16 protein-coding genes are annotated in these 14,788 nt (G+C 55.7%); 6 read left to right on the top strand and 10 right to left on the bottom strand.

All coding sequences use genetic code 11. The features are described from left to right. Positions 1-14: 14 nt before the first annotated feature. The gene (locus tag ACNQ0W_RS17380) at positions 15-1,346 is read right to left on the bottom strand and encodes an MFS transporter (protein WP_062933563.1); all 1,332 of its coding nucleotides are present in this window, start codon (positions 1,344-1,346) and stop codon (positions 15-17) included. A gap of 216 nt (positions 1,347-1,562) precedes the next feature. On the opposite strand from ACNQ0W_RS17380, the gene ACNQ0W_RS17375 reads away from it, so the two are divergent. Next, the gene (locus ACNQ0W_RS17375; protein ID WP_062933562.1) at positions 1,563-2,483 is read left to right on the top strand and encodes a LysR substrate-binding domain-containing protein; all 921 of its coding nucleotides are present in this window, start codon (positions 1,563-1,565) and stop codon (positions 2,481-2,483) included. Positions 2,484-2,501: 18 nt separating this feature from the next. Here ACNQ0W_RS17375 and ACNQ0W_RS17370 read toward each other — a convergent pair whose 3' ends face one another. The 6 genes from ACNQ0W_RS17370 to ACNQ0W_RS17345 all read right to left on the bottom strand — a co-directional run bounded on the left by ACNQ0W_RS17370 (position 2,502) and on the right by ACNQ0W_RS17345 (position 10,098). Next, positions 2,502-3,881 (bottom strand): amidohydrolase family protein, encoded by a 1,380-nt coding sequence (locus ACNQ0W_RS17370; RefSeq protein ID WP_062933561.1) that lies wholly within the window; start codon positions 3,879-3,881, stop codon positions 2,502-2,504. A gap of 1 nt (position 3,882) precedes the next feature. Further along, positions 3,883-4,839 (bottom strand): carbamate kinase family protein, encoded by a 957-nt coding sequence (locus ACNQ0W_RS17365; RefSeq protein WP_062933560.1) that lies wholly within the window; start codon positions 4,837-4,839, stop codon positions 3,883-3,885. Next, positions 4,836-6,416: a hypothetical protein gene (locus tag ACNQ0W_RS17360; RefSeq protein ID WP_062933559.1), complete on the bottom strand. Its 1,581-nt coding sequence runs from the start codon at positions 6,414-6,416 to the stop codon at positions 4,836-4,838. The genes ACNQ0W_RS17365 and ACNQ0W_RS17360 overlap by 4 nt, the downstream gene beginning before the upstream one ends. 11 nt (positions 6,417-6,427) lie before the next feature. Beyond that, the gene (locus tag ACNQ0W_RS17355; RefSeq protein WP_180261548.1) at positions 6,428-7,843 is read right to left on the bottom strand and encodes a DUF1116 domain-containing protein; all 1,416 of its coding nucleotides are present in this window, start codon (positions 7,841-7,843) and stop codon (positions 6,428-6,430) included. Beyond that, positions 7,843-9,384, bottom strand: a complete 1,542-nt coding sequence (fdrA, locus tag ACNQ0W_RS17350) for an acyl-CoA synthetase FdrA (RefSeq protein WP_062933557.1) — start codon at positions 9,382-9,384, stop codon at positions 7,843-7,845. The genes ACNQ0W_RS17355 and fdrA overlap by 1 nt, the downstream gene beginning before the upstream one ends. A gap of 108 nt (positions 9,385-9,492) precedes the next feature. After that, entirely contained in the window at positions 9,493-10,098 is a 606-nt protein-coding gene (locus ACNQ0W_RS17345) for an ankyrin repeat domain-containing protein (RefSeq protein WP_045911570.1), read from the bottom strand. A 320-nt stretch (positions 10,099-10,418) separates the two neighbouring features. Between ACNQ0W_RS17345 and ACNQ0W_RS17340 the strand changes: the two genes are divergently transcribed. Next, the gene (locus tag ACNQ0W_RS17340; protein ID WP_015571650.1) at positions 10,419-11,348 is read left to right on the top strand and encodes a LysR substrate-binding domain-containing protein; all 930 of its coding nucleotides are present in this window, start codon (positions 10,419-10,421) and stop codon (positions 11,346-11,348) included. On the opposite strand, the gene ACNQ0W_RS17335 is transcribed toward ACNQ0W_RS17340, so the two are convergent. Continuing rightward, a complete protein-coding gene (locus ACNQ0W_RS17335; protein WP_003862203.1) occupies positions 11,345-11,503 on the bottom strand; it encodes a YqaE/Pmp3 family membrane protein in 159 nt (52 codons plus the stop codon). The genes ACNQ0W_RS17340 and ACNQ0W_RS17335 overlap by 4 nt on opposite strands. Positions 11,504-11,682: 179 nt before the next feature. Between ACNQ0W_RS17335 and ACNQ0W_RS17330 the strand changes: the two genes are divergently transcribed. Together ACNQ0W_RS17330 and ACNQ0W_RS17325 are read left to right on the top strand one after the other, a co-directional pair. Next, complete coding sequence (locus ACNQ0W_RS17330) at positions 11,683-12,201, top strand: rhodanese family protein (protein ID WP_062933556.1); 519 nt, start codon at positions 11,683-11,685, stop codon at positions 12,199-12,201. Between the two features lie 83 nt (positions 12,202-12,284). Beyond that, entirely contained in the window at positions 12,285-12,464 is a 180-nt protein-coding gene (locus ACNQ0W_RS17325; RefSeq protein WP_015571651.1) for a hypothetical protein, read from the top strand. Between the two features lie 37 nt (positions 12,465-12,501). On the opposite strand, the gene stpA is transcribed toward ACNQ0W_RS17325, so the two are convergent. After that, positions 12,502-12,906, bottom strand: a complete 405-nt coding sequence (gene stpA, locus ACNQ0W_RS17320; protein WP_022651717.1) for a DNA-binding protein StpA — start codon at positions 12,904-12,906, stop codon at positions 12,502-12,504. Between the two features lie 496 nt (positions 12,907-13,402). Here stpA and alaE point away from each other — a divergent pair, with 496 nt between their 5' ends. Then, complete coding sequence (gene alaE / locus ACNQ0W_RS17315; RefSeq protein ID WP_015571653.1) at positions 13,403-13,852, top strand: L-alanine exporter AlaE; 450 nt, start codon at positions 13,403-13,405, stop codon at positions 13,850-13,852. A gap of 32 nt (positions 13,853-13,884) precedes the next feature. Here alaE and ACNQ0W_RS17310 read toward each other — a convergent pair whose 3' ends face one another. Then, a complete protein-coding gene (locus tag ACNQ0W_RS17310; RefSeq protein WP_006811693.1) occupies positions 13,885-14,229 on the bottom strand; it encodes a DUF2002 family protein in 345 nt (114 codons plus the stop codon). Positions 14,230-14,387: 158 nt separating this feature from the next. Between ACNQ0W_RS17310 and ACNQ0W_RS17305 the strand changes: the two genes are divergently transcribed. Continuing rightward, entirely contained in the window at positions 14,388-14,714 is a 327-nt protein-coding gene (locus ACNQ0W_RS17305; RefSeq protein ID WP_017382769.1) for a DUF883 domain-containing protein, read from the top strand. Positions 14,715-14,788 lie beyond the last annotated feature (74 nt).

The raw sequence follows: 14,788 nt of genomic DNA, 5'->3' as shown, positions 1-14,788 counted from the left end.
GAGGGATTTTTTTATTATTTCGGTTCTTCCAGCAGCATAATCATAATTAAGCCAATGGCTGCACAAATACCGAAATAAATAAACACAGAATTAAAACTGCCTGTTTTATCCAGCAGATAACCTGCCAGCATCGGGGAAACAAATCCGCCGAGATTACCGCCGCTATTGATAATGGAGGCAGCTATCGGATAGGTTTTACTGTCCGCGACGGCCATACCGTAAGCCGTAAAAGCAGGCCAGCCGATATTCAGACAGAGGCCAACAAAGAACAGCCCCACGCAAACCGCCACGGTGCTTTGCGGAATATTCAGCATAATGACCATCATCAAAACGGTGCTGATCGCGGTAAACATCATGGTCGGTTTGCGCCGACGGCCGAGTAGTTTGTCGGAAACGTAGCCGCCGAAAATTGCACCGATAAATCCGCCGATGCACGGCATACTGGCGACCAGCCCCATACTCATAAACGAAAAGCCTTTTTCCTTCACCAGATAGAGTGGGATCCACGTCAGCAGGCCGTACAGCACGCTGACCATCATGAAATAGGCCAGGCAGTCACCGAGTATATTTTTCGAGGTAAACAAGCCTTTCACCGTGCTCACCGGCGCTAACTCCCGCACGCGGATCAGGCGATCAAGGTGCGCAAATCCTGGTGAAATAACGATATTTTCCCGTCTGGCGTCCGGCGTCTCCTGACCGGCGGTAATGGTCTCCAGCTCCGCTTTAGAGACGAATGCGCTCTCTGACGGCTTAGTGCGCACCAGCAGATACCACAGAACGGCAATAACAAGACCGGGGATCGCAAAGGAGAAGAAGACCCAGCGCCAGCCCCAGGTCATGGCGATCCACACTGCCAGCGGCGGCACGAGGATCGGCGCAAACATGGTGGCAGCAATATAGACGCCTGTTGCCGTGGCTTTCTCCTTTGGCGGAAACCAGTTATTGATGGTGGAGGCCAGCCCGACGGGGCACGGCCCCTCCGTTAACCCCAGCCCCAGGCGAATAAATTTCAGCCCCAGCACAGAAGTCGCAGTGCCCATCAGCCAGGTAAAGGCGGAGAAGCCGAATATCGACAGCGCCACCATCCCGCGAATACCCTTTCTGGCGATAAAAAAGCCCGCCGGAATTTGGCTCAGGGCGTATCCCAAAAAGAACATACTGGCTATCGCACCGGCTTCGAAATTATTGATATGAAATTCGTCAATGATAAACGGAAGTACCGCGCCAATATTTGTTCTGTCGGCATAGTTAATGGCATACACAATAAAAATTAATGCCAGCACAACGAAACGGTAATGGGTTTTTTTAGTGTTTATGTAGGGGACAGCTTGTTCTATACGAGACATAACTTACCTCATTATTCGAACAACGTGAGTCGTTTTATTTTTGCGTTCAACGTCAATATATCGGCTCACGAATGAAACACCATGCAATAAAACTCATTTATTGCTGAGATAAATTTGATTCGCGATACAGTTCAAAAAAAATCATATTGGGATAAAATTGCCCGCACGTAATCTCAATGTTATGTTTTTTATCCATAACCCTGAAAGGAGTACGCTATGTCCGCGCAGGATCGCCAGACGTTATCGCTGCCCTCGCTCAGAAATTTACAGGCGTTTATCGCCGTTGCTAACGCCCTGAGCATCCATCAGGCGGCCGAACAACTCAACGTCACCCCCTCCGCGGTGAGTCATCAGATCGCGTCCCTGGAATCGTGGATGGGCAAAAAATTATTTATCCGCAGCGGTAAAGGGGTTCAGTTAACCCCGACGGGAGAAAAGTATCTGCGAGAAGTTTCAGCGGCAATGAGCGCCATTGGGCGTGCCACCGATCAGATTGTCAAAGAGAAAGATACTGCCGTACTTCGCGTGCACTCCTCGCCCACCTTTGGCTTGTCATGGCTGTTGCGCCGTCTGGGCAAGTTCCGCGACGAATATCCCGATATCACCATCAATCTCACCTGCTCCTATGAAAACCTGCAATTCGCCAGAGACAATATTGATATTGATATCCGCCACGGCATACCGGACTGGGATGCATACCGTGTGATGACCATTAAAAATGACACGCTGGTCGTATTGGCCTCGCCCACTTATGTGGAAAAACATCCGATCAGCACGCCAGCCGATCTGCTGCAACAGTCGCTCATCTCCTCAACCAGCACCCTGGTGAACTGGGAAAAATGGTTCGCCTGGCACAATATCGACAGGCCGTGGCTCAACTTCAGCCTCAGTTTCGATCGCTCCTACATGAGCTTTGAAGCAGCGCGTATGGGGCTGGGCTTTATTCTTGAGAGCAAAATGATGGCGACCGATCACCTGAAGGATGGTTCGCTGGTGCAGGTACTGCCGGATGAAATGGGTATCGCCATCAACGCGCACCATCTGGTAATGCCGCACATGAACGAACGCGCGTGGAAGATCCAGCAGTTCGTCGAGTGGATCGACCGGGAGTTGCGATTGTCGGGGTATCACCTGTAGCGATACCCCAGCGTGGCGTCAGGCGACCGTGCCCCAGACGAGGTTGCCCTTATGGAACGTCGCGGTGCGCGGTGAAATACGCGCCACGGCCTCGGCGGAACAGGAGGCGTCTACCAGCACAAAGCTGGCGTCGTCTTGCGCTTTCGGCCACACGCGTTCACCTTTATCGTTCAGCGGCAGCACGTCGCCGGTGGCGATGCCCAGCGCGCGCGAAAGCGTCTGCTCGTTCGGGCGAATATAGAGCTGGGCGTACAGATTAGCTTTCTCCAGCATGTCCCCCAGACCGTACGGTGACCAGTGGTCGATCACGCTGTCGGTACCGGTCATGACAAACACGCCTTTATCACGCAACTGCTTCAGCGGCATGTGCAGAGTGCCAATCGGCACGGTGGAGGCGATGGTCACCTGTTGTGCCGCCATGCGGGTGGCGATCTCATCCACCTCTTGCTCGTTAAGCGTCGCCAGGGCGAAGGCGTGGCTGATGGTCAGCTTCCCCTTCAGCGCCGGCGTTTTCTCCACGGTTTCTACCATGTAGTTCACCGCCGCCACGCCCGCCGGGCTGGTTTCATGCAGATGGATATCCACCCCTTTGTCATAATCCAGCGCAATCTGGAACATGGTGTTGAGGGATTTCTCCATCGCGCCGTCGACGTTGGTCGGGTCCAGCCCGCCCACGTAATGCGCCCCCGCCTGCATCGCCTCGCGCATCAGCTTTTCAGAATGAGACAGCAGCAGACCGTGCTGCGGGAAGGCAACGATTTCACAGTCAAAACCTGGGCTTCGGCGCGCCAGTACCGCCTGCAAATTTTCCAGGTTTTTCAGGCCGGAAACCGGCTCTATGTTGCAGTGGCTGCGGGCGATGGTGGACCCTTTGGACTGGAGCAGGTCGATCAGCTTTTCGGCGCGTTCTTGCGTGTAGGGCTGTAACTCCGGCAGCAGCTTCTGCTCCAGGCGGATCATGTCCTGAATGGTGGTGCCCGCCGGACGGTTCAGGGAGCGCCACGGGCCGCCGTAGAAGGTTTTATCCAGATGGATGTGCATGTCGCGCATCGCCGGAAGCATCAGCTTTTTGCCCGCGTCGTAGTGCGGCAGCGAGGCGTCGGCGTGGCTGTTGTTGTCGCGCAGGGCGACGATTTTCCCGTCTTTGATTTCCAGCGTTTTCAGCTCGGTGCGGGTGCTTGTCGCCACGCTGCCGTCGAAGTTAAACCCGACTTCCAGCAGCACGTTGTCGAGATAGTAATGCTTTGCGGTGATGTTCATCGGTTTACCCGTCTCGCAGGTTGCCTTTGCAGAATCGGCAGCATACGCGACGGAACCCGTGGCGCCAAACAGCGCGCAGGCGGTAACCATTTTGCCGCTCTGGCTGATAAACTCGCGGCGGCTTTTGTTTTCACTCATCTTATCTTCCTTCATTAACAATGTGGGTACCCGTTTCCCCGCGCAGCGCCGCGGGCAGGCAGTCCGGCGAGGTAATGATCACCCGCCTGCCGCCATGGCGTAAAAATTCCAGCGAGGCGACGATTTTCGGCAACATGCTGCCCGCCGGAAAATGTCCTTCTTCCATGTAGCGCGTCATCTGCGCCACGTTCACCGTGCTCAGCGCCTGTTGATTCGGCTTGCCGAAGTGGATGCACACTTTCTCCACGCCGGTGGTGATCACTAGCACGTCGGCGCGGATCTCGCGCGCCAGCAGCGCGGTGGAGAGATCTTTATCTATCACCGCGTCCACGCTCTGGTAATCGCCCTGTTCACTGCGCACCACAGGAATGCCTCCGCCGCCCGCGCCGATCACCACAAAACCTTTCTGCGTCAGCGCCTTGATGGCATCTGCCTCAACGATACGTCGCGGCTGCGGTGAAGCCACCACGCGGCGATAGCCCCGGCCTGAATCCTCGACAAAATGCCAGTCCGGGTGCGCAAGTTGCAGTTCGTCGCGCTGCGCCTCGCTGAAGAACGCGCCGATGGGCTTCGTCGGGTGCGTAAAGCCAGGATCGTTTTTATCCACTTCAACCTGAGTAACGACCGTGACCGCTTTTTGTTCCCCGCGCGCCGCCAGGCGGTTGTTGAGCGCCTGCTGGATCAGGTAGCCGATCCCGCCCTGGGTATCCGCCACGCAGTTTGCCAGCGGGGTCAGCGGCAGCCCTTCCCGCTCGTGGGCGATTTCGGCGCGGCGCAGATCCAGCCCCACCTGCGGGCCGTTGCCGTGGGTGAGCACGATGTCATAGTCCGAGGCCAGCATTTCGAGCACCGACTCAGCCACCGCTTTGACCGCCTGCGCCTGATGCTCAATCGACTGGCTGGCGTTGTCTTTGATAATGCTGTTGCCGCCGATGGCGACGACCATAAGCTCTTTCATTTTGTTTCCTTTAGAAGGTGCGTTCTGGTGCCCTCACCCCGGCCCTCTGCCACAGGGAGAGGGGGATTAACAGAGGTATCCAGCACATGCTTCACCACAAACATCCCGCCCATCATCAGGTAGGCCGTAACGAACAACAGGGAACTGCCCTCGGCAAAGCCCACCACCGGCGCGTGGATCACGCCAAACAGCGCCAGCAGCGCGCCTCCTACGGTGGCGACGGCCCCGCGCAGCGGTTTGTTAATGATGGCGAAGATAGCGATACAGCCCCAGAGCATGCTGGCGAGCGGCGCACCGTTGCCGAGGTGCATCAGACCCTCATAGTAGATCCCTTTGCTGTGCAGCACGTCGGTGCCAATTTTCGCCGCGCTGGTTCCCGCCGCGCTCATCACGCTGTTCATCATGGTCAGCGCCCAGTTAGCGATCCACGGGAACAGGCAGATAAAGATGACGGGCACCTCCACTTTCGGCGTTTCCCTCACCACCTGGTTGGCGGTGACGACGCCGATAAAGACCAGAATCGGCACGATGGCGGTCATTGGTATGATGGCGAGCATAAAGGCTCCCAGCCCGAACAGCGGCACGATGAACATGGTCACGCCGGACGCCAGGGTGTAGCCGATGCTGGCGCCCATCGCTTTCCAGCCAGGATGGCCGACGTAGACCGTGACCGGGAACGGATTGCCCATCAGGCAGCCGAGCATCGAGGCCAGACCGTTCGCCAGCATTACCTTGCGGGTCGGGTATTCATCCCCCGCCGCGTGGGCGCTTTCGATGTTCTCCAGGTCAAAGATGTAGTTCGCCAGCCCCAGCGGTACGGCGGACGCCAGATACGGCAGCGCGTGCGGCAGCCCCTGCATGAAGCTGTCCACGTGCACCTCCGGCGGGTTAAAGCCGAAGGATGACATGGACGCTTTAATGGCATCCGGGCTTTGCAGGCCGGAGATCCACGCAAGCAGAGTACCGGCAATTAACAGCAGCAGGCCGGTCGGGATACGGGCGAAAATCGGCTTTTTACCGAACCAGTTAATGAAGATCAGCAGCAGGACGATAAACGACACGGTCGGCGCTTCGAACGCCTGCAACATCGGGTTCATCGCCAGCAGCAGCAGGCCAAGACCGGACAGGCACGACAGCAGCACGGTACGCGGGATCATCTTGCGGATGGTCTCACCCAGGAACGAGCCGCCCGCGAGGATCATCGCTTCCACAAAGCACCACACCAGGCCAATCTGAATCGCGAAATCCGCATCGCCGGTTTGCTGGTAAACCGGCATTAAGACCAGGAAGGTCACGGTAAAAATCGACGGCGCGCTCGGGCCGGACGGCAGCGCGGTGACGTCCGTTCGTCCGGTGGCGCGCGCCATTTGCAGGCCAAACCACGTATAGCAAAGACTCGCCACCAGCACCGCCAGCCCGAAGGCTGGCGCGATGCGTCCATAAACAATCTCCTTCGGGATGCCGACGACAAAAATGAGCAACCCCATCATGGTCAGCAAATTGGTCAGGTTGTTGGTCATCAACCCGAAATAAGCTGCCCAGTCACCTCTTTTCCACTCCAGTTTCATGTTTTTCATGGATGCATACCTTATAGAACGTAGCGATCGCGGAAGGTTAACAGCGCCTTTTCAAAACAGCTAAACGGCGGGTGAACGATGCCCGCCCCAATCATGCCGATCCCGGCGTCCTTGTGGGCAATGGCGGTATTAATGACCGGCAGAATGCCGCTGCCCGCGACCTTCGTGATGTCGATGGCGGTCGGGATGCCCATAAACGAGAGCAGTGGAATGGTGACGTTCGGGTTTTCGCCGAGGGTGATTTCGCGCATCTGGCGGGAGAAATCGATGGCTTCCTCCACCGTGCCGCCCACCAGCGCCACGATGGCCGGGGCCGTCGCCATCGCAAAGCCGCCGATGCCGTAGGTTTCGGTAATCGCGCTGTCGCCGATATCCAGCCCGGAGTCTTCCGGCTTATAGCCCGCGAACATCGGGCCGATCACCTGCTGCGCCGGGCCGGTGAACCACTGCCCCGGCAGGCCGGAAACGCGCAGGCCGAACTCGTAGCCGTTGCGCGCCATGGTGGTGACGACGGTGCTGTACTCAATGCCGTGGGCGGCATCCAGCGCGGCCTTACACATCGCCATCCACGTCGGGCCGGAGAAGTAGTCGCTGCTGGCGACAAACTCGAACACCTCACGCTGCTGCGCCACCGGATAGCCCGCCTGGATCAGCCCCGGCGTCAGCGCCTGAATAAGCAGCGTAGTGCCCGCGTTGTTGCGGTTGTGGCACTCGTCGCCCATGTGCAGCGCCTGGGCCAGCATCAGGCGCAGGTCGATTTCGCCGATAATCTTCATCGCCTCGCGCAGCATCGGGCCGAGCACGTTGCGCATCCAGTTCAGGCGCTCGATGACGCTCTGGTCGTTGGCCCCCATGCGCAGGATCTTCGCCATCTGCTCGCTGAGGTTGGTGAAGGCGCGGTTGCCGTAAGTTTTGTTCTCAACGATGTGCATAAACATCGACGCGGAGGTAACGCCCGCCATGGAGCCCACGCAGTCGTGCTCGTGGCACGGCGAGAAGGTGATGTCGCCTGATGCCGCCAGCCTTGCCGCGTCCTCCAGATCCGTCGCCAGCCCTTCAAACACCAGCGCGCCGGTAACCGCGCCTTTCATCGCCCCGCACATGTTTTCCCAGGTAACAGGCGGACCGGCGTGCAGAATGGTCGTGCGGGTCATGCCCGGCACCACGTTGATCGCCTGGTCATAGCCCACCAGCACCGGATGGGACTGAATAATCCGCTCCAGGGCAATTTTGTTCGCGGCGGCGATTTTCTCCGCCAGCGGTTTTTCCGCCAGCTGGTCGAGCGCGTCCACTACCTGCATATTGCCCTGCCCCGGCGGCGTCCAGTCGAGCTGGGTCACGGGAACGTGCTGTTTTTTGAGGTCGTCGCTGAACATCGCAATCCCGACGTTAATCACGTTCAGCGGCTGGTTGAATAAGGTCGCCATTATGCTCTCTCCCCTTTGCAGACGAATTCGCGTGCCAGTAATCCGGTATTGGTGCTGCTGCTGGACCAGATGACGCCTGCGTCAGTCAGCAGCTGGCACTGCTGCGCCAGCGACTGCGGATCCTGATCGGTGCCGAGCACGTAGCCGAGAATTTCCAGCGGACGGTTGTCGGCTTTCGCGATCGCCTGTGCCTCTTTGATCGCCTCGATCATCACCCCCACCGGATCGTCGTGCGCGCCAAAGCCGAGCACGAAATCCATCACGATTACCCCCACCTGCGGGTCCCGCGCCTCCTGTAGCAGGCGGCTGATGCGGTTGGTTGGGTCGATCATCGGGTGTGGTTTGCCGTTGGTGAAGTCATCGTCACCGAAATCAAGGAAGGTGTGGGCCTGACTGACGTTGATATCTTTCAGACGCCTGGCCGGGTCCGGCTGGATGTTGCTGTAAACATCGTCAAACTTCTCCAGCGCGGCAAACATCGCTTCGTCGCACAGGGTGCCGCCGCAGAACAGGCCGCGAATGTACTTCTGCTGCGGCGTCAGGCGGGCGCGTACCTCTTCGATCAGCGGCCAGTTGAGCGGATGTAAATCCAGGGTGTCTTTTTTAATGCCGGTAAGCAGCACCGCTTTCAGGGCCGCCTCTTTGGTGCCACGAGCAAACTGCAAACCGTCTTCATCGGCAGGCGGTTCGTTACGGCCCAGAAAGCACACAACCACAGGCTTGCGGCAGGCGCGTGCCCGGGCCAGCACGTTCTCTGCCACCGCGGGTGCAGGCGGTTTGGAGATGAGCGCTATCACCCGGGTCGCGTCGTCCGCCTCCAGCATGTCGATGGCATCGAGCATCATCAGGCCGCCGATCTTCTCGCTGAGATCGCGTCCGCCGGTGCCGATCAGCTGCGACACGCCGCCGCCGAACTCATGAATGCGCACGCTCAGCTCCTGGCTGCCGGTGCCGGAGGCGCCAACGATGCCAATCGGCCCGCGACGCACCGCGTTGGCGAAGCACAGCCCCGCACCGTTGATAATGGCGGTGCCGCAGTCTGGCCCCATCATCAGCAGACCCTTTTCATGCGCCAGCTGCTTCAGCGCCAGCTCGTCGTCGAGCGAGACGTTATCGGAGAACAGCATCACGTTAAGATCGTTTTCCAGCGCCTGGCGCGCTTCCCGTGCGGCGAAGGTGCCGTTGACGGAAATCACCGCAAGGTTGCTGTCCGGACGATGGGTTTTGGCGCTGGCAATCGTCGCGTAGCGTGCTTCATGGGAGCCCGTGCGCTCTTTACGCGTGAATAACGCTTCAATGGCGCCGAGGGTTTCCTCATTCGCCGCATCGCCTTTAATAACGATCATCAGGTCGCCGTTTTTCGCGTCCGCTAATTCCGGCGTTAATAGCCCGAGGTTTTTTAATACGCCTTTGTTCATTTCCGTCGCCATCGCCACAAACGCCTGCTCGACGCCCGGCAATTTATTGGCTTTGGTGGAAACCGACATTAAGGAAACCGAATCGAAATACGTATTCTTTTTTATGACGATTTTGGTTGGCATTATTTTCACCTGTTTAAGATAAAAGGGGGCCGCCGTCGTGCTAAATGCACGTCGGTAACAATGCGTTTATTGATTAACGGCCAGCCAGGGGAAGGCTGACCGAATGCGCTATGCGCCTGCCGCCAGCAGCAGGTCTGCGATCGCGTTGAAGCCTTTTTCCCGCGCCAGTTCGAGCGGGGTTTTGCCGTATTTATCGGTCATGTGCGGGTTCGCGCCGTGATCCAGCAGCAGCTTCACAATTTCCTGCTGCTTTGCGCCGCCGTCATTTAATACGATGGCCTCCAGCAGCGGCGTCCAGCCGACAAAATTGGTGTGGTTGACGTTGATGTCGGTTTTTTCCAGCAGCTCACGCACGATTTCAACGTGCCCTTTTTCACTGGCAGGGGTAATGCCCACGCCGCCAAAGCGCGTCAGACGGTCGAGATCCGGATTCGCCGGAAGGACAATACGCAGCAGGGTTAAATCATTGGTCAGGCAGCCGATCAGGAAGGGGTTAAAACAGGTCTGGTCCTGTTTATCAATATCCGCCCCGGCGGCAATTAAAAACTCCACACAGGCGTAATGCTTTTTCAGGCTGGCAATAATAATGGCGGTTCTTTTCTGGCGGTTGGTTGCGTTAATATCCACGCCTTTCTCCAGGCAGGCTTTTAGCGCGTCGATATTGCCCTCTTCTGCCGCCAGCAGAAATTCTGTAACCCGTGCAGTTGCAGACATATTCAGACTCCCTATGTTTCACTTCTGATGACCTGAGAATAGCAACAGCCTGGTCATAAAAGAATCCGCTTAAAAATGATTCATCGACACGCAATTCATTGTTGAGTTAAATTCAACGGTCCGGCAGAAACGTGCGTCTGTGCAACCTTTTTCTTATGTTTTACCGCGTTTACGCGCTTCAGGCTGCATTATCCTTATGGCTGAAAAAGCCTTACACAGCGCGGCCCTACGTAAAAAGCCAGAACTGTGACCGACATCAACTATGATGTAACGCCGCTGTTAAAATATGTTCAAAACTGATGGTCACCAGGAGCCATAATATGAATTCCATCTTTACCGAAGAGAATTTGCTGGCCTTCACCACCGCGGCACGTTTTGGCAGTTTCAGCAAAGCGGCTGCCGAGCTGGGCGTGACCACCTCCGCCATCAGTTACACCATCAAACGCATGGAGACCGGACTGGACGTAGTGCTGTTTGTACGCAACACGCGCAGCATTGAGCTGACAGAATCCGGTTTTTACTTTTATCGTAAAGCGACCGACCTGCTGAATGACTTTCATGCCATCAAGCGCGGGATTGATACCATTTCTCAGGGCATTGAGACGCGGGTGCGCATCTGCATAAATCAGCTTTTGTATACGCCACGCCATACCGCGCGTCTGCTCCAGGTACTGAAAAAACAGTTTCCCACCTGCCAGATCACAGTGACGACCGAGGTGTATAACGGCGTCTGGGATTCCATCATTAATAATCAGGCCAACATCGCCATTGGCGCGCCGGATACGCTGCTGGACGGCGGCGGCATTGATTACACCGAGATAGGCGCGATCCGCTGGGTATTTGCCATCGCGCCCACCCATCCGCTGGCGTTCGCCCCGGAGCCCATTTCCGAAAGTCAGCTGCGTCTGTATCCCAATATCATGGTCGAAGACACCGCGCATACCATCAACAAGAAGGTGGGCTGGCTGCTTCACGGCCAGGAGGCGATTCTGGTGCCGGACTTCAACACGAAATGCCAGTGTCAGATCCTGGGGGAAGGTATTGGCTTTTTGCCGGAATATATGACGCGGGAGGCGGTGGAGGACGGGCTGCTGGTAACGCGGCGGATCAATAATCCACGTCAGGATTCGCGCATGCTGCTTGCCACGCAGCATGCGGCGACCGGTCAGGTCACGCGCTGGATCAAACAGCAGTTTGGCCCGGAAGGCGTGCTGACCCGGATCTACAGTGACTTACTGTGGCGTACCTAGCTCTTCGTCTGAACCCAAAATGCGTGGATAAGACCGGGGAAGTAGCCCAGGATGGTCAGAAGGATATTCAGAATAAACGCCCAGCCCAGCCCCTTGCCAAGCAGCACGCCCAGCGGCGGGAGAATAATCGTAAAAACAACGCGCCAAAAACCCATAAAACACTCCGTGCAAGCTAACCAATTGAAAATTATAAAAGACACTTCTCTAAGCGTAGCCAGTTTACGGGTAACTGCCATGCGTCTCTCGCGCTTTTACCTGCCTTTACCCTCTTTACACTGGCTTAAACCCCGCCTTAAATGCTCTACTGTGCCGAAATTGACCGTAAGGAAACACAATGTCTCTTCCTCTAATTTCGCCGCAGCAGGCAAACGCGCTGATTGCTGAAGGCGCCAGACTTATCGATATTCGCGACCCCGACGAGTATGCCCGCGAGCATATTCCGGCGGCGCACTCCATTCCGCTGGATTCGTTACCCGGCGGGCTTAACGCAGCGCCGGGAGAAACGGTGATTTTCCACTGTCAGTCCGGCGCACGAACCTCAAACAATGCTGCTCGTCTGGCGCAGGCAGCGTCCCCTGCGAACGCCTTTGTGGTTGAGGGAGGCATTCAGGGCTGGAAGCAGGCCGGGCTGCTGACTGTTGAAGATCGATCGCAGCCGCTTCCGCTGATGCGTCAGGTGCAGATCGCCGCCGGGCTGCTGATCCTCTGCGGCGTAGTGCTGGGTTACAGCGTCTCCAGCGGCTTTTTCCTGCTGAGCGGTTTTGTGGGCGCCGGGCTGTTGTTCGCCGGTGTGACAGGTTTTTGCGGTATGGCGCGACTGCTGAAAGTGATGCCGTGGAACCGACGTACCTGATAAGGAGTATCTGAAAGATTAGGCTGTACCCCGCCCCCGGACGTGGGCTATGGTGAAGATCATGACAATGATGAGGAGGTGCTATGTTTTCTGTCGGTGATTATGTCCAACCGCGTCAGGGCGGTCCGAAACTGAAAGTGCTCGAAGTGAATGGTGAAAACATTGTGGCTGTGCAGGCCAGCAATGAGCAGGGCGAGAAATATCACCTGAAAGCGGCGGACGTGGTTCTGTACTCCGAAGACGGTGACTTTGGCGTCTGCTAAGTCAATAATCGGGCGGAATACACCGCCCGAATAATCATCAGATCAGGAAATCGTCCAGCGATTTACCGTTTGCCAGTGCGGTTGCAATTGGCTTTGGCGTACGCCCCTGGCCGGTCCAGGTTTTTTCTTCACCGTTCGCGTCAATAAAACGATATTTCGCCGCACGCGCTTTACGTTTTTTCGTCGGCTGACCCGCCTGCGCCAGGTCACTGCCTAACAGATCGCTCGGAGAAATACCGTCAGCTTTCATCAGTTCCAGCAGAGCATTAATTTTATCCTGCTGTTCAGCGCGTTGACGCTCTAATTCAGCCTGCTCGCTGCGTTTTTCTTCAGTGACAATCCGGAATTTTTCCAGCACTTCTTCCAGAACATCCATGGATAATTCACGTGCCAGCGCCCGGAGGGTACGAATATTATTAAGATTCTGTAACGTTAAAGCCATAATAATGAAAAACCTTTCTTCGTGTGTATAACATAAATCAGGCAACAGAATAATTGATTTTGGTTCTGATATCTACCCACCCTGACGTTTTGACATTATTGTAAATGTTTTAGAATATCCCGTTAATATAACCCCGAAATATATGTCTGTTTTAATGTGTAATATACCGCCCTTCCCCTGACCACAAGCTCCTGTTTAAAACAGTTCAAAAAACCGCCTCCACTCGCCCACACAACAGAGGTTTCACACGCACACAGACAAACTAATCCATTGATATATTTCACTAAAATATGCTCGAGGAGAGAAAATAACGAAGCGCGCAAAAAACGCACAATTTTAGAGAATTTTATGGCTAAAGCGCCTGTAAATAAAAATTAATCACTACTTGTTAGTTAAAAGCCAGAGAGATACGCTATACACTCAAAACAAACCAACCTAAAGCACTAAAGGCAGCAGGTATAACGCCACTTTTTTGTCCTGTTCGAGGAGTTCAGACATGTTCTCACCGCAGTCTCGCCTGCGCCATGCGGTAGCGGATACATTCGCGATGGTCGTTTACTGTTCCGTCGTGAATATGCTGATTGAAATTTTCCTGTCGGGAATGTCCTTTGAGCAATCCCTCTCGTCGCGCCTGGTGGCCATTCCGGTGAATATCATGATTGCCTGGCCGTACGGCCTGTATCGCGATGCAGTGATGCGTTTAGCCCGGCGTATTAGCCCGGCGGGTTGGGTAAAAAACCTGGCGGACGTGCTGGCTTACGTGACGTTCCAGTCCCCGGTATATGTGGTTATTTTGCTGACGGTGGGCGCAGACTGGCATCAAATCGCCGCTGCGGTAAGTTCAAATATCGTGGTATCCATGCTGATGGGTGCGGTGTACGGTTACTTTCTTGACTACTGCCGCCGCCTGTTTAAAGTCAGCCCTTATAGCCAGGCAAAAGCGTAAGGTAAGGCGACTGGCTCATGCCAGTCGCAGAGTTATTGTACGTCGCCAAACAGTCCTTTCAGGAACCGCTCCAGCGCCATACGCGAGCTGAAACCGTGCGGAATACCATAATGTTCATGCGTCTCGCCGCCTAAATAGAGCGGAAATTGCTGATAATGATCGCAGGTTTTAATATCCGAGGCGGGCTCAGCAAATGACAGGCTTCTGTCTTTAAGTGTCGGGTGAATAATGAGAGCAGTACGCCCCATTCTTGCTTCACGGTTGACGTAAACATAATTCTCACCACGGCGATATCCGTACGCTTTTGATGTTACCTCATCCATGGTGAACCCTTCTTTTTCAAGAACGCGCGCCACCTCATCGGGTCGTAAATACATATCTTTTCCTCATTATCATTCCTGCCCGGCAACCTTACAGTATTCAGCATTAGCAGGGCTTTCAGAATATTCCATAAACTGCCCGATAAGCCGTGACTCGCTTCAGATATTACATTTCTGGACTAAACTAAACGGGAACACAAATTATGGAGGATCGTATGTTTAACAGACCGAACCGAAACGATATTAATGACGACACACAGGATATTCGTAACGATGTCAGCCAATTAGCGGACACGCTGGAAGCCGTATTGAAATCCTGGGGCTCTGACGCGAAGGACGAAGCGGATGCCGCGAAACGTAAGGCTCAGTCTCTGCTGCGTGAAACGCGGGCAAGGATGAATGGCCGCTCACGTACCACTCAGGCGGCCTGCGACATGGCCAGCTGCGCCACCACCTTCGTACGTGAAAAACCGCTTTGTACGCTGGGAACGGTCGCGGCGGTCGGGATTTTTGTCGGCGCCCTGCTTAGCCTGCGTAAGTAAGCGCGCGTTCTTAGCCCCGGTAGCCTCAGGCGCCGGGGCTTTTCTTTGCCTGAAAGCCTGAAAAACCCGCACAG

It is taken from the genome of Enterobacter cloacae complex sp. 6730903 (assembly GCF_048283985.1).
In the GTDB taxonomy this organism is placed as follows: domain Bacteria; phylum Pseudomonadota; class Gammaproteobacteria; order Enterobacterales; family Enterobacteriaceae; genus Enterobacter; species Enterobacter hormaechei_C.
Note: the sequence above shows the minus strand (reverse complement) of the source record. Positions and strands in the feature narration are given on the sequence as shown.

Bases quoted from the DNA above. Each gene is read 5' to 3' on its own strand.
- stpA (WP_022651717.1), bottom strand. From the start codon at position 12,906: ATGGCTTTAACGTTACAGAATCTTAATAATATTCGTACCCTCCGGGCG.
- ACNQ0W_RS17345 (WP_045911570.1), bottom strand. From the start codon at position 10,098: ATGTCTGCAACTGCACGGGTTACAGAATTTCTGCTGGCGGCAGAAGAG.
- ACNQ0W_RS17365 (WP_062933560.1), bottom strand. From the start codon at position 4,839: ATGAAAGAGCTTATGGTCGTCGCCATCGGCGGCAACAGCATTATCAAA.
- ACNQ0W_RS17325 (WP_015571651.1), top strand. From the start codon at position 12,285: ATGTTTTCTGTCGGTGATTATGTCCAACCGCGTCAGGGCGGTCCGAAA.
- ACNQ0W_RS17335 (WP_003862203.1), bottom strand. From the start codon at position 11,503: ATGGGTTTTTGGCGCGTTGTTTTTACGATTATTCTCCCGCCGCTGGGC.
- ACNQ0W_RS17355 (WP_180261548.1), bottom strand. From the start codon at position 7,843: ATGGCGACCTTATTCAACCAGCCGCTGAACGTGATTAACGTCGGGATT.
- ACNQ0W_RS17375 (WP_062933562.1), top strand. From the start codon at position 1,563: ATGTCCGCGCAGGATCGCCAGACGTTATCGCTGCCCTCGCTCAGAAAT.
- ACNQ0W_RS17380 (WP_062933563.1), bottom strand. From the start codon at position 1,346: ATGTCTCGTATAGAACAAGCTGTCCCCTACATAAACACTAAAAAAACC.
- fdrA (WP_062933557.1), bottom strand. From the start codon at position 9,384: ATGCCAACCAAAATCGTCATAAAAAAGAATACGTATTTCGATTCGGTT.
- alaE (WP_015571653.1), top strand. From the start codon at position 13,403: ATGTTCTCACCGCAGTCTCGCCTGCGCCATGCGGTAGCGGATACATTC.
- ACNQ0W_RS17305 (WP_017382769.1), top strand. From the start codon at position 14,388: ATGTTTAACAGACCGAACCGAAACGATATTAATGACGACACACAGGAT.
- ACNQ0W_RS17330 (WP_062933556.1), top strand. From the start codon at position 11,683: ATGTCTCTTCCTCTAATTTCGCCGCAGCAGGCAAACGCGCTGATTGCT.
- ACNQ0W_RS17370 (WP_062933561.1), bottom strand. From the start codon at position 3,881: ATGAGTGAAAACAAAAGCCGCCGCGAGTTTATCAGCCAGAGCGGCAAA.
- ACNQ0W_RS17310 (WP_006811693.1), bottom strand. From the start codon at position 14,229: ATGTATTTACGACCCGATGAGGTGGCGCGCGTTCTTGAAAAAGAAGGG.
- ACNQ0W_RS17340 (WP_015571650.1), top strand. From the start codon at position 10,419: ATGAATTCCATCTTTACCGAAGAGAATTTGCTGGCCTTCACCACCGCG.
- ACNQ0W_RS17360 (WP_062933559.1), bottom strand. From the start codon at position 6,416: ATGAAAAACATGAAACTGGAGTGGAAAAGAGGTGACTGGGCAGCTTAT.